Annotated in this window: 9 protein-coding genes; 6 read left to right on the top strand and 3 right to left on the bottom strand. The window is 66.7% G+C overall.

What is annotated here, in order from left to right; all coding sequences use genetic code 11:
• Positions 1 to 149: 149 nt before the first annotated feature.
• From ykgO to ACSYAO_RS08510, 6 genes are all read left to right on the top strand, one after another.
• The gene (gene ykgO / locus ACSYAO_RS08535; protein ID WP_005409283.1) at positions 150 to 275 is read left to right on the top strand and encodes a type B 50S ribosomal protein L36; all 126 of its coding nucleotides are present in this window, start codon (positions 150 to 152) and stop codon (positions 273 to 275) included.
• 176 nt (positions 276 to 451) lie between these two features.
• Positions 452 to 751, top strand: coding sequence for a hypothetical protein (locus tag ACSYAO_RS08530; RefSeq protein ID WP_227837998.1), 300 nt, complete (start codon positions 452 to 454; stop codon positions 749 to 751).
• Between the two features lie 39 nt (positions 752 to 790).
• Positions 791 to 1,828: an agmatine deiminase family protein gene (locus ACSYAO_RS08525; protein ID WP_049397761.1), complete on the top strand. Its 1,038-nt coding sequence runs from the start codon at positions 791 to 793 to the stop codon at positions 1,826 to 1,828.
• 161 nt (positions 1,829 to 1,989) lie between these two features.
• Positions 1,990 to 2,877, top strand: a complete 888-nt coding sequence (locus ACSYAO_RS08520; protein ID WP_049397762.1) for a carbon-nitrogen hydrolase — start codon at positions 1,990 to 1,992, stop codon at positions 2,875 to 2,877.
• Between the two features lie 14 nt (positions 2,878 to 2,891).
• Complete coding sequence (locus ACSYAO_RS08515) at positions 2,892 to 3,422, top strand: GNAT family N-acetyltransferase (protein WP_005409279.1); 531 nt, start codon at positions 2,892 to 2,894, stop codon at positions 3,420 to 3,422.
• A gap of 4 nt (positions 3,423 to 3,426) precedes the next feature.
• Positions 3,427 to 4,647, top strand: coding sequence for a TraB/GumN family protein (locus tag ACSYAO_RS08510; RefSeq protein ID WP_005409278.1), 1,221 nt, complete (start codon positions 3,427 to 3,429; stop codon positions 4,645 to 4,647).
• 140 nt (positions 4,648 to 4,787) lie between these two features.
• Here ACSYAO_RS08510 and ACSYAO_RS08505 read toward each other — a convergent pair whose 3' ends face one another.
• The 3 genes from ACSYAO_RS08505 to ACSYAO_RS08495 are packed head-to-tail and all read right to left on the bottom strand — an operon-like array spanning position 4,788 to position 12,540.
• On the bottom strand, positions 4,788 to 7,874 hold the full coding sequence (locus tag ACSYAO_RS08505; protein ID WP_076739221.1) for an efflux RND transporter permease subunit: 3,087 nt from the start codon (positions 7,872 to 7,874) through the stop codon (positions 4,788 to 4,790).
• The gene (locus tag ACSYAO_RS08500) at positions 7,871 to 11,392 is read right to left on the bottom strand and encodes an efflux RND transporter permease subunit (RefSeq protein ID WP_076739222.1); all 3,522 of its coding nucleotides are present in this window, start codon (positions 11,390 to 11,392) and stop codon (positions 7,871 to 7,873) included. Before ACSYAO_RS08500 ends, ACSYAO_RS08505 begins: the two co-directional genes overlap by 4 nt.
• On the bottom strand, positions 11,389 to 12,540 hold the full coding sequence (locus ACSYAO_RS08495) for an efflux RND transporter periplasmic adaptor subunit (RefSeq protein ID WP_021204157.1): 1,152 nt from the start codon (positions 12,538 to 12,540) through the stop codon (positions 11,389 to 11,391). The genes ACSYAO_RS08500 and ACSYAO_RS08495 overlap by 4 nt, the downstream gene beginning before the upstream one ends.
• Positions 12,541 to 12,642 lie beyond the last annotated feature (102 nt).

Genomic DNA, 12,642 nt, shown 5'->3' with positions numbered 1-12,642 from the left:
CCCCAGCGGGATCTTTTGTGCAACCACTTGAAACCACGAGGAAAAGCCCGGTAGAATGGCGGGCTTGAACGAGCGTCAACTGCCGATTGTCTTTCGCATATCGCGGCCACGCTCCACCCGAACAACTACTGTTTACGCCGAGGTATGCCATGAAAGTCCTGTCCTCCCTGAAGTCGGCGAAGGCCCGTCACCGCGACTGCAAGGTCGTCCGTCGTCGCGGCAAGATCTTCGTCATCTGCAAGTCGAACCCGCGTTTCAAGGCGCGTCAGCGCTAAGCCCAACAGCCTTCACGGCTGCGGCTGGCCCTACGCGGGGCCGACCCGATGCAAGAAACCGCCTTCGGGCGGTTTTTTGTTTATGCGGCTTTTTCCTGCTGATTTTGCTGTAATCGCCTTTCTTGACCACTGGGGAGTAGATCGAGATGAAGCGTTACCTGTCCGCCCTGGCCGTGATGGCCACCCTGGCCGCCGCCACACCGGCGCTGGCCGATACCCTGCTTGTCGACCGCGCCCGCGAGAAGCCGGCCGGTGCCCTGCCCGTGCGCGGCCAGAGCATGCAGCAGGTACAGGCGCAGTTCGGCGCGCCGAGCGAACAGCTGCAGCCGCGTGGCGGGCAGAAGCGGCAATGGCCGACCATCAACCGCTGGGTGTACCCGCAGTTCACCGTCTACTTCGAGAAGCAGAAGGTGATCGACGTGGTGGCCAACCAGGCGGACCCGAACGAAATCGGCCCGAAACCGCCGATCCGTTGATCCCTTTACCCGCCGTGGGCGGGCCTGTGTAGCGAGACCATGAACCAGACCCTTCGTTTTCCTGCCGAGTGGGAAGCCCAGAGCGGCGTCCTGATTGCCTGGCCCACCGCCGACACCGACTGGGCCGACCGCCTGGGCCAGGTGGAAGAGACCTACATCGCCCTGGTCGCGGCCATCACCCGCTTCCAGCCGGTGCTGATCTGCGTGGCCGACGACGATGTGGAGACCTATGCCGAAATGCGGCTGCGCTCCAACCGCATCGACATGGACAAGGTCCACTTCACCACGGCCGCCTACGACGATACCTGGCTGCGCGACTCCGGCCCGATCACCCTGCGCCGTGCCGACGGCGGTTTCCAGCTGCTGGATTTCCGCTTCACCGGCTGGGGCGGCAAGTTCGACGCCACCCTGGATGACCAGCTGGTGGGCGTGCTGGACCACGCCGGCGTGTTCAACGACGCGCCGGTGCGCAGCATCCCGTTCGCGCTGGAAGGCGGCGGCATCGAGACCGATGGCGAAGGCACCCTGCTGACCACCTGGAAGTGCCTGCACGAGCGCCATCCGGACCGCGACCGCGCCAGCCTGAGCGCCGACCTGGCCGACTGGCTGCAGCAGGACCGCGTGCTGTGGCTGGACCACGGCTACCTGGAAGGCGACGACACCGACGCGCACATCGACACCCTCGCCCGCTTCGCCTCGGCCGACAGCATCGTCTACCAGGCCTGTGACGACGAGAGCGACTCGCACTTCGCCGAACTGCAGGCGATGGGCAACGAGCTGGCCGCACTGCGCACCAAGGATGGGCAGCCGTACCGCTTGTTCCCGCTGCCGTGGGCACAGCCGGTGATCGACGAAGGCCGCCGCCTGGCTGCGTCGTACGCCAACTACCTGATCGTCAATGGTGCGGTGCTGATGCCTGCCTATGGCGACCCGGCCGACGACCTGGCCCGCGATGTGCTGGCCCAGGCGCACCCGGGCCGCGAGATCGTGCAGGTGCCCTGCCGCTCGCTGATCTGGCAGAACGGCAGCCTGCACTGCATCACCATGCAGCTGCCGGAAGGGCTGTTGAAGGCATGACGGTAGTGCCGGCCGCTGGCCGGCAACCCCGCACTGCCTGATGGATCCACGGGATTGCCGGCCCGCGGCCGGCACTACCGATCGCAGCCATTCAGCGCGCGACACGCCGTCGCCGTCCATCCGCGCTAACATGCTGGTTTTCCCCCGCAGGAACGCCCCGCATGAACTCGCGCAGCCCCCTTACCGTCGCCCTGATCCAGGAGCGCAACCACGGTGATGCCGCCGCCAACCTGGCGGTGATCGAAGCACGCGTGGCCGAGGCGGCTGCGCAGGGTGCCAAGCTGGTGCTGCTGCAGGAACTGCATAACGGTCCGTACTTCTGCCAGCACGAATCGGTGGACGAATTCGACCTGGCCGAGCCGATTCCGGGCCCCAGCACCGAGCGCCTGGGCGCGCTGGCGAAGCAGCATGGCGTGGTGCTGGTCGGCTCGCTGTTCGAGCGCCGCGCCGCCGGCCTGTACCACAACACCGCCGTGGTGTTCGAGAAGGACGGCACGCTGCTCGGCAAGTACCGCAAGATGCATATTCCGGACGACCCGGGCTTCTACGAGAAGTTCTACTTCACCCCGGGCGACATCGGCTTCAAGCCGATCGATACCTCGGTGGGTCGCCTTGGCGTGCTGGTGTGCTGGGACCAGTGGTACCCGGAAGCGGCGCGCCTGATGGCGCTGGCCGGTGCCGAACTGCTGCTCTACCCGACCGCAATCGGCTGGGACCCGGACGACGTGCAGGACGAGAAGACCCGCCAGCGCGACGCCTGGGTGCTGAGCCACCGCGGCCACGCCGTGGCCAACGGCCTGCCGGTGCTGAGCTGCAACCGCGTCGGCCACGAGGCCTCGCCGCTGGGCGCCTCCGGCATCCAGTTCTGGGGCAACAGCCACGTGCTGGGCCCGCAGGGCGAGTTCCTGGCCGAAGCCGGCACCGATGCCACGGTTCTGCTGTGCGATGTCGACCTGCAGCGCAGCGAGCATGTGCGCCGCATCTGGCCGTTCCTGCGCGACCGCCGCATCGATGCCTACGGCGACCTGCTCAAGCGCTACATCGACTGAGCCGGAGTCCGCGCATGGCCGTCCTCATCCGTGATGCCGGTCCGGCCGACATCGCCGCGATCACCGCGATCTACGCGGTGGAAGTGACCGACTTCGTCAACACTTACGAGTACGACATCCCGGACGCGTCCGAGATGCTGCGCCGCATGCGCGACATCATCGACCGCGGCTTCCCCTACCTGGTCGCCGAGATTGACGGCCAGGTGGCCGGCTATGCCTACGCCAACACCTACCGCACCCGCGTTGCCTACCAGTGGACCGTGGAAAACTCGGTCTACGTCGATGCCGCGTTCCAGGGCAAGGGCGTCGGCACCGGCCTGCTGCAGGCGTTGATCGACGCCTGCGTGGCGCGTGGCTACCGGCAGATGGTGGCGGTGATCGGCGAACCGACCAATACCGCTTCAATCAAGCTGCACGAACGCTTCGGCTTCGAGCTGGTCGGCGTGTTCCGTGGCCTCGGCCGCAAGCATGGCCGCTGGCTGGATACCGTGCAGATGCAGCGCGCGCTCGGCGATGGCGCCGACACTGCACCTTCCAATGAATGAACCCATGACCGAAACCCTTCCCGAGACCGGCGACGACCTGTTCGCCGGCCAGCCGGTACGCGTTGTTGAACGCGACGGCGTGCGCTACACCCTGCTGGGCACCGCCCATGTCTCACGCGCCAGCGTCGAGGCGGTGGAGAAAGCCATCGACAGCGGTCGCTTCGACGCGGTGGCCGTTGAACTGGACCCGCAGCGCCTGCAGGCGCTGAGCGACCCGGACACGCTGGCCAAGCTCGACCTGGTCGAGGTGATCCGCAAGGGCCGCGTCGCCCTGTTCGCCGCCAACCTGGCACTGTCCGCCTATCAGCGCCGCCTGGCCGAACAGCTCGACATCGAGCCGGGCGCGGAACTGAAGCGCGCGGTGGAACTGGCGCGCGAACGCGACCTGCCGGTGCACCTGATCGACCGCGAGGTCGGCCTGACCTTCCGCCGCGCCTCACAGCGGTTGGGTTTCTTCGGCAAGCTGAAGCTGGTTGCCGGTCTCGGCGCCGGTCTGTTCTCGTCCGAGGAGGTGGGCGAGAATGAGATCGAGAAGCTCAAGCAGGGCGACATGCTGGAATCGAGCTTCGGCGAGTTCGCCAGCGAGAGCCCGGCACTGTACGAGACCATCATCGGCGAGCGCGACCGCTACATGGCCACGCGCCTGCGCGAGGAACACAACCCGCAGCAGCGTGAAGTGCTGGCGGTTGTCGGTGCGGGTCACCTGGCAGGCCTGGCGCGTTACCTGGAAACCGACACCGAGGCACCGGCACCGCTGCGCGCCGAGCTGGAGGCGGTGCCGAAGAAGCGCAACATTCCGTGGTTCACGCTGGGCATCCTGGCCATCGTGGCGACCGGCATCGGCGTGGGCTTCTACCGCGGCGGCCTCGGCGTGGGGACCGAACTGCTGGCGACCTGGGCGATGTATACCGGCGGCCTGGCGGGCCTGGGCTGCCTGCTGGCAGGCGGTCACCCGCTGAGCATCCTCACCGCGATCGCGGTGGCCCCGTTCAAGCCGTTCCGCCTGAGCATCCCGACCGGCGCATTCTCGGCGCTGGTGGAAGCGCGCCTGCGCAAGCCGGCGTACGAAGACTTCCTGAAGCTGCGCGACGACGCGCAGAGCCTGAAGGGCTGGTACCGCAATCGGGTCACGCGCGTGGTGCTGACGTTCATGCTGACCAACATCGGCAGCATGCTCGGCCTGTGGCTGACCACGTTCAAGGTGTGGGGCAAGGTGGCGGGTTGATTGTTCCGTGTAGCGTCGAGCCAAGCTCGACTGCGCTCTGGTAGGTGCCAACCTTGGTTGCCACGCCATGCCCGGCAAAAAAAGGGGGAGGCCGCCCCACTACGACCGGCCTCCCCCACACCACAACACGTTGACGTGTATTAGAGCCGGGCAGCGCCCGGCTCTACCATCTCCAGGCCGCGTGCGCGGCGGACCAGCCGCGTCACGGCACTGCGAAGGTCATCCAGCACCGCATAGATGGTCGGCAGGAACAGCAGGCTGACCACCGTGGAGAACGCCAGGCCGCCGGCAATCGCGCGCGCCATCGGCGCGTACTCCGGGCCGTTGCCGAACATCTGCGTGTTGGTCAGCGAGATCGGCACCATCGCCAGGATCGCCGTGCCCATCGTCATCATGATCGGGCGCAATCGCTCGCGTGAGCCCTCCACCAGCGCCTGCGTGCGTCCCATGCCGCCGCGCCGCAGGTTGTTGATGTGCTCGATCATCACGATGCCGTTGTTCACCACCACGCCCATCAGCACCAGGATGCCGATGAAGGACATGATCCCGAACGAGGTGCCGGTGATCCAGAACAGCCAGAACACACCGAAGATCGAGAACAGCACGCCGCTCATGATCGCCGCCGGGAACAGCAGCGACTCGAACACCGCCGCCATCACCACGTAGATCATCACCAGCGCGATCAGCAGGTTGAACACCATCTGCTGCATCGCTTCGTCGTCGTTGCCGTAGTCGCCGCCATCGAAGGTGAAGCCATAGCCGGCCGGGAAGTTCATCGGCTTGAGCACCGATTCCATCGCCTTGCGGCCATCGGGCGCGGTGACCTTCTCGGCCAGGTTGGCCTTGATGGTGAGCGTGGTCTGGCGGTTGGTACGACCGATCTGGGTCGCCGATGAACCGACGTCAACGGTGACCAGGCTCAGCAGTGGCACGCTGCGACCGTCGCCGGTGCGCACGCTGAAGCCGGCCAGGTCTTCCGGGCTGCTCTGCTCGGCGCCAGCGAAGCGCACCCATACCGGCACTTCATTGTCGCCGCGGCGGAACTCGCGCATCGGCGCACCGCGCAGGGCCAGGCCGACGAAGCTGGCGACCTGCTCGGCATTGAAGCCGAATGCGGCGGCACGCTCGCGGTCGACGCGCACCTTCAGCTCGCCGCCCTTCTCGCCGTTGTCGATGCGCACGTCGCGCAGCTCGGCACGCTGGGCCAGCAGCGGCACCACTTCCTGGCCGATCTCCTGCAGCATCGAACTGGAGTCGCCCACCAGCTGCACCTGCACGCCCTGGTTGCCGCCACCGCCGCCATCACCGCCCTGGTTGCCAACGAAGTAGTCGGTGCGGGCCGACTTCGGCAGGCCCTTGCGCAGCTCTTCCTGCAGCGCCTTGATGTCCTTGGCGTACTTCTCGTCCAGGGTGACCACGGTCGAGCTGCCTTCCTGCTCGCTGTACCAGGAGTACACCTGCTTGACGTGCAGGCGCTCGCGGTTGGCGTCGATCCAGTTCTCCACGCGCGCCACTTCCTCGGACATCTGCCGATAGGTGTAGGCGCCCTTCCACATGTAGCCGATGAAGATGTCCTTGCCGCCATCCCCACCGAACATGTCGACCTTGGTCAGCTTCATCGGCACCAGGCTGACCAGCACCACCAGCACGATGCCGAGCAGGCTCCAGCCGCGATGGTGCAGTGACCAGTCCAGCAGCCTGGCGTAGCGGCGCTGCAGCCGCGCGATCAGGCCGGTCTGCGAGTGCACCAGCTTGGGCGTGGCCATGCGCGCGGACAGCATCGGGATCAGGCTGACCGCGACCAGCCACGAGGCCAGCAGCGAGACCGAGATGGTGATCGCGATCTGCGCCATGAAGATGCTGATGTTGTTGGTCTCGCCAAACAGGTTCGGCACGAACACGATGCAATGGCACAAGGTGCCAGCGCTGAGCGCGATGGCCACGTTGCGGGTGCCGATGATCGAGGCCAGGCGCGGCTGTCCCGGCATGCGCTCGCGCTCCTGGTAGATGCTCTCCACCACCACCACGGCGTTGTCGACCAGCATGCCCACCGCCAACAGCAGGCCCATCATGGTCAGGATGTTCAGCGTCACCCCGACGAAGTACATGAAACCCAGGGTGATGGTGAAGCAGATCGGAATGGCCAGGGTCACCATCAGCGTGGACGGCCAATGGCGCAGGAAGAAGAACAGCACCGTGATCGACAGGATCAGGCCGACCGCACCGGCCTCGGCCAGTTCCAGCAGCGAGGAGGTCACCGCCTTGCCCTGGTTGTCGATCACCTTGATCTGCACGTCGCGCATCGACGCTTCGGCACGGATCGCTTCAACCTCGGCCAGCGCCGCGCGCGACACCTCCACCAGGTTGGCACTGCGCTCCTTGAAGATATCCAGCCCGACCGCCGGGTTGCCGTCCAGGCGGCGCCCGTAGTTCATCCGCGCCGGCTTCAGGCGCACGTCGGCGATGTCGCCCAGGCGCAGGCCCTTGGCGTTGATCACCAGGTCGCGCATTTCCTGCAGGTCGGTGATCTCGCCCACCGGCTGCACGCGCACGCGCTGGCCGTTGTCGTCGATCTGCCCGGCCGAGATCGAGAAGTTCAGCGTGCGCAGGCGGTCACTCAGCTCGTTGATGCTCAGCCCATGCGCGTTGAGCCGGTTCGGATCAATGGCGATCTCCACCTCGTTCGGCGGCGCGCCGGTAATGTCGACGCGGGCCACGCCGGGGATACGCTCGATGCGCCGCTTGAACTCGCGGTCGAGCATGTCGTAAGCGGTGGTCAGGTCGCTGGTGCTGGCCAGGCGCACCTTCAGCACCGGCTGGTCGCTGCTGGACCACTTGAACACGTTGTAGCGCTGCAGGTCGTCGGGCAGATCGCTGCGGATTGCATCGATGCGTTCGCGTGCATCGGAGGCGGCGATGGCGATGTCGCGGTCCCAGTCGCTGAACTCGATGAAGATCAGCGCCGCCTCGGAGGTGGCCGACGAGCGCATGCGCTTGATGCCGGTCATCGTCGCCAGCGATTCCTCCACCGGGCGGATGATGGTCCGCTCCACTTCCTCCGGGGTTGAACCGGTGTACGGAATCTGCACGAACAGGAAGGGCGCGGAAATGTCCGGCAACGCTTCCAGCGGCAACCGGAACGAGGCGATCAGGCCGATCACCACCAGTGACACGAAGCACATGATGGTGGTGACCGGGCGGCGGATGGAGAACTCGGCAACACTCATGCCGGCTCCTCCGCACCCGCCGCGCTGCCTGCCGCGCCCGACTCGATCTCGCCGGCGTGCTTGCGGCCACGCTCGCGGTAGTAGGCGTCACCACGGCGGTCCATCAGGTCGTAGACCACCGGGATCACCAGCAGGGTCAGCAGGGTCGACACCAGCAGGCCACCGATCACGGTGATCGCCATCGGCGCGCGTACTTCGGCGCCCTCGCCCATCGCCACCGCCAGCGGCAGGAAGCCGAACAGCGTGCACAGCGTGGTCATGATGATCGGCCGCAGGCGCGAGCGTGCACCTTCCACCAGGGCCTCGTGCTTGGCCACGCCGGCCTCGCGCAGCTGGTTGACCTTGTCGATCAGGATGATCGCGTTCTTGGTGACCAGGCCGACCAGCAGGATCAGGCCGATGAACACCACCACCGAGATGGGCTTGCCGGTCAGCATCAGTGCCAGGATCGCGCCGACCAGCGCCAGCGGGATGGTGAACAGGATCACGAACGGATGCAGCAGCGATTCGAACTGCGAGGCCATCACCAGGTAGACCAGGAAGATCGCCAGGCCGAAGGCGAAGATCAGCGACTTCGCCGCCTGCGCCAGTTCCTCGCCCTGGCCACCGATGTGCAGGCCGACACCCGCGCCCAGCGGCTGTTCGGCCACCATCTGCTGCACTTCGCGCATGGCCGCGCCGAGGTCGATGTCGCGCAGGTTGGCCGAGACCACCGCAACGCGGGTCTGGTCGGCGCGATGGATCTCGCTGGGGCCGGTGGTGGCAACCACGTCGGCCACCGCATCCAGCGTGACCGGCCGGGTGCTGCCCGGATTGACGATCAACCGGCGGATGCTCTCCACGCTGGCGCGGTCGCCTTCCTGGGCACGCACCAGCACGTCGATCTTGCGGTCGCGGAAGCTGTAGCGGGTGGCCACGTCGCCGCGCACCTTCTTCACCACCACGTCGGCGATCTGGCGGGTGGTCAGGCCCAGCGCACCGGCACGTTCCTGGTCGAAGCGGATCTGGATTTCCGGGAAGCCCTCTTCCACCGTGGACTTCACGTCGGCGTAGTGCGCATTGCCACGCAGCATCGCCGCCAGGCGCTGGCCAGCCACTTCCAACGTCGCCATGTCCTGCCCGCGCAGCTCGATTTCCAGCGGCGTGGAGAAGCTGAACAACGCCGGCCGCGCGAAGTCGACCTGTGCCCCCGGATGCTGGCCCATGCTGTCACGCAGGCGCTCGGTGATCTCGGCTTCAGTGCGTGCATTGCCACCGCCTTCCATCACCACGGTCAGCTTGCCGATGTTCTCGCCGCTCTCGGTCGGGCTGGCATCCAGGCGGGTGCCGCTGCCACTGACACCGTACAGCGAGGCCACGCCCTCGCCGTTGCCGTGGGCCAGCTGCAGCTCACGCACCAGCGCATCGGTCTGCTTGAGCGGTGTGCCGGCCGGCAGCTTCACCGTCATCTCGAAACGGTCCTGCGCCAGCTGCGGGATCAGGTCGGCACCGAGCATCGGCACCAGCGCCATGGTCGCCACGAAGATGATCGTGGCCACGCCGAGCACCTTGCCCGGATGGGCCAGCGCGCTCGGCAACAGGCGCAGATAGCCGCGCTCGGCACCGGCGTAGGGCTTCATTGCCAGGTCGCTGGCCTTGCGCATCACCGGGCCGACCACTGCCACGACGCCCCGCCACGCACGTACGACCAGCCAGGCCAGCGCATAGAAGCTCCAGCGCGCGGTTGCGACGGCACCACGACGGCCCAGCGCCACCGGCTTCTGCCAGCGGTTCTGCGGCTGCCACGGTTCGTTCGGCGCCTCTTCCGGGAATGCCAGCGGCGGCCGGCCCTTCAGCGAGCTCAGCATCGGAATCAGCGTCATCGATACCAGCAGCGAGATCGCGATGGCGATCGCCACGGTCAATGCCTGGTCGCGGAACAGCTGGCCGGCGATGCCATCGACGAACACCAGCGGCAGGAACACGGCGATGGTGGTCAGGGTCGAGGCAACCACCGCCATGCTCACTTCGCGGGTACCGACGATCGCTGCCTGCAGGACGCCCAGGCCACGCTCGCGGGCCTTGGCAATGCTCTCCAGCACCACGATCGAGTCGTCCACCACCAGGCCGGTGGCCAATGCCAGGCCGCCCAGCGACATCACGTTCAAGCTGAGGCCGAGCTGGCCCATGAAGAAAAACGTGGCGATGATCGAGACCGGCAAGGACAGGCTGATCACGAACGTGCTCCAGCCGTCACGCAGGAACAGGAAGATGATCAGGATCGCCAGCAGGCCACCGATCACCGCATCCTTCTTGACGTCGGCGATGGCGTGCTCGATGAAGCGCGACTGGTCCTCGATGGTGGTCATCTCGACGTCGGACGGGAACGTGCCCTTGATCTGCTCCAGGCGCTTGCGCAGCGCTTCGGCGGTGGAGACGGTGTTGGCATCGCCTTCCTTGTAGATGGCCAGTTCAACCGATTCCTTGCCGCCCAGGCGGATCACCGCTTCGCGTTCCTTGTAACCCTGGCGCACGGTGGCCACGTCCTTCAGGCGCACCGGCACGCCATTGGCGACCACGCTGGAGCCACCACCGGACGATGCGCTCTGCGCCGCCGAGGCCGCTGCGATGGCCGCGGCCGAACCGGTCGACGCGGCGATGTTGAACATCTGCTGCAATGCCGAGTCGGCTGCACTTCCATTCGAACCCTGGGTGGTGACCAGCAGGTTGCGGATCTCCTCCAGGTCGGCGAACTGGTTGACGGTGCGCACCAGGAAGCGCTGCGACCCCTCCTCCAGGCGACCGCCGGAGATGTTGATGTTCTCGTCCTTCAGGCGCTTGATGACGGTGTCGATCGGCAGGTTCAGCTGGGCCAGCTTCTGCTGGTCGATGTCGACCTGGATCTCGTCTTCCAGGCCACCGCCGACCTTGACCGCTGCCACGCCGGCAACCGGCTCCAGCTTCTTCTTCAGGTCTTCATCGGCATAGCGGCGCAGGCCGGTCAGCTCGCGGACCGCATCGGCATCGCTGGCCGGCGCCACCTTGTTCGACAGCACCAGGCGCATGATCGGCTCGGTGGACGGATTGAAGCGCAGCAGCACCGGGGCCTTGGCCTCCAGTGGCAGGTTCAGCGCTTCCATCTTGTCACGCACCTCCAGGCTGGCCTGGTCCATGTTGGTGCCCCAGGCGAACTCCAGCACCACGTCGCTCTGGCCGGTGCGCGAGACCGACTTCAGCTTGCGCAGGTTCTTGACCACGCCGACCGCCTCTTCGACCGGCTGGGTGATCAGGGTTTCGATTTCGGTCGGCGCCGAACCGGTGTACTCGGTGCGCACGGTCAGCGTCGGGTAGCTCAGGTCGGGCAACAGGTTGACCTTGAGGTTGCCCAGCGCGATCAGGCCGAACAGCAGCAGGGTGACCGTGCACATGGCGATGGTCACGCGGCGGCGGGTGGCGAATTCCACCAGGCCGCCGCGCATGCCGGCGGCGGCGCCATCGCTCGCCGGCGAGGCACCGTGGTCGTGGCCCGGGGCGGTCATTGCTTGCTCCCGGCCTTGTCTGCCGGCTTGGCGGCCGCTGCGACCGTCTTCGCCTTTGCCTTCGGATCGGCGATCACCTGCACCGCGGTACCGTCGCGCAGCGCGACCTTGCCGGCGGTGACCACCTGATCACCGGCCGCCAGGCCATCACGGATCTCCACCCACGGGCCCTCGGCGTAACCCAGCTTGACCGGAACGCGTGCGACCTTGCCTTCGCGCACCCGGAACACCGCCGGCTCACCGTCGTCGAGCAGCGCCAGGCGCGGCACCACGAGCGCATCGGCACGCTGGTCGTAATCGATGCGGATGCGCCCGAACATGCCGGGCTGCAGCGCGTGCGCGGCGCCATCGAAGGCGCTGACCACGCGAAACGTGCCACTGCCCGAATCCACCACCGGCGCGATGCGATCGACGGTGCCGGTGAAGCTCTGGCCCGGCAGCGCATCGGCGGCCAACGTCACCGGCTGGCCGGCACGCAGCGTGGCCAGCTCCCGTTCGGGCACGTTGAGGGTGGCTTCCAGGCGCGAGTTGTCGACGATGCGGAAGATCGGCGTGTTGATCTGCACGAAGTTGCCGGTCTTGATCGAGCGCGATGCGATCACGCCGGAGATCGGTGCCACCACCGTGGTGTAGGACAGTTCCAGCGTGGCCAGGCGGTACTGCGCACGGACGTTTTCCAGATCAAAGCGCAGCTGATCGACATCGGCAGCACTGACCATCTGCTGGCCAACCAGTTTCTGTGCACGCTGGTAGTTGTTTTCCAGCTTGCGCATCTGCGCTTCGCTCTGGGCTACGGCCAAGCGTGCGCGGTCCGGGTCCAGGCGCACCAGCGGCTGGCCGGCGGTGACCCGCTGGCCTTCCTCGACCAGCACCGCCAGCGCCACACCGGAGGTCTTGGCCACCACCTGCGACTCGGCGCGCGGTTCCAGCGCGGCGGTGCCTGTGTAACTGGCCGCGACCGCGCGATGGCTGGCCACGGCCACTTCGACCGGGACCGCATCGACCTTCTTCTCCTCCTTGGTCTCGGCGGCCTTGGCTTCGGAATTGGGCCCTGCGGCGCAACCGCCCAGCAGCAGGGAGGTGGAGATCAGCAGTGCGGCAGCGCAGATTCCGCTGCGACGGCCGGACAGGAAGGTTGGGTGCGACATCGTCAGGTCCCTGGAGGATGCGTGGACAGGTGTGGTAGCAAAGTAATTCACCACTTCACGGCAACACCATATCCCAAAGGTCATGGTGTCTTCACGCCGCTG

Origin of the sequence: Stenotrophomonas sp. STK16_22 (assembly GCF_051984505.1) — a bacterium.
GTDB classification, from domain to species: Bacteria; Pseudomonadota; Gammaproteobacteria; order Xanthomonadales; family Xanthomonadaceae; genus Stenotrophomonas; species Stenotrophomonas maltophilia_A.
The sequence above is the reverse complement of the archived record's forward strand: the minus strand, read 5'-3'. Positions and strand labels throughout refer to the sequence as shown.

What these genes read in the sequence shown, in the direction of transcription:
- ykgO (WP_005409283.1), top strand. Translation starts at nt 150, where the DNA reads ATGAAAGTCCTGTCCTCCCTGAAGTCGGCGAAGGCCCGTCACCGCGAC.
- ACSYAO_RS08530 (WP_227837998.1), top strand. Translation starts at nt 452, where the DNA reads ATGGCCACCCTGGCCGCCGCCACACCGGCGCTGGCCGATACCCTGCTT.
- ACSYAO_RS08525 (WP_049397761.1), top strand. Translation starts at nt 791, where the DNA reads ATGAACCAGACCCTTCGTTTTCCTGCCGAGTGGGAAGCCCAGAGCGGC.
- ACSYAO_RS08520 (WP_049397762.1), top strand. Translation starts at nt 1,990, where the DNA reads ATGAACTCGCGCAGCCCCCTTACCGTCGCCCTGATCCAGGAGCGCAAC.
- ACSYAO_RS08515 (WP_005409279.1), top strand. Translation starts at nt 2,892, where the DNA reads ATGGCCGTCCTCATCCGTGATGCCGGTCCGGCCGACATCGCCGCGATC.
- ACSYAO_RS08510 (WP_005409278.1), top strand. Translation starts at nt 3,427, where the DNA reads ATGACCGAAACCCTTCCCGAGACCGGCGACGACCTGTTCGCCGGCCAG.
- ACSYAO_RS08505 (WP_076739221.1), bottom strand. Translation starts at nt 7,874, where the DNA reads ATGAGTGTTGCCGAGTTCTCCATCCGCCGCCCGGTCACCACCATCATG.
- ACSYAO_RS08500 (WP_076739222.1), bottom strand. Translation starts at nt 11,392, where the DNA reads ATGACCGCCCCGGGCCACGACCACGGTGCCTCGCCGGCGAGCGATGGC.
- ACSYAO_RS08495 (WP_021204157.1), bottom strand. Translation starts at nt 12,540, where the DNA reads ATGTCGCACCCAACCTTCCTGTCCGGCCGTCGCAGCGGAATCTGCGCT.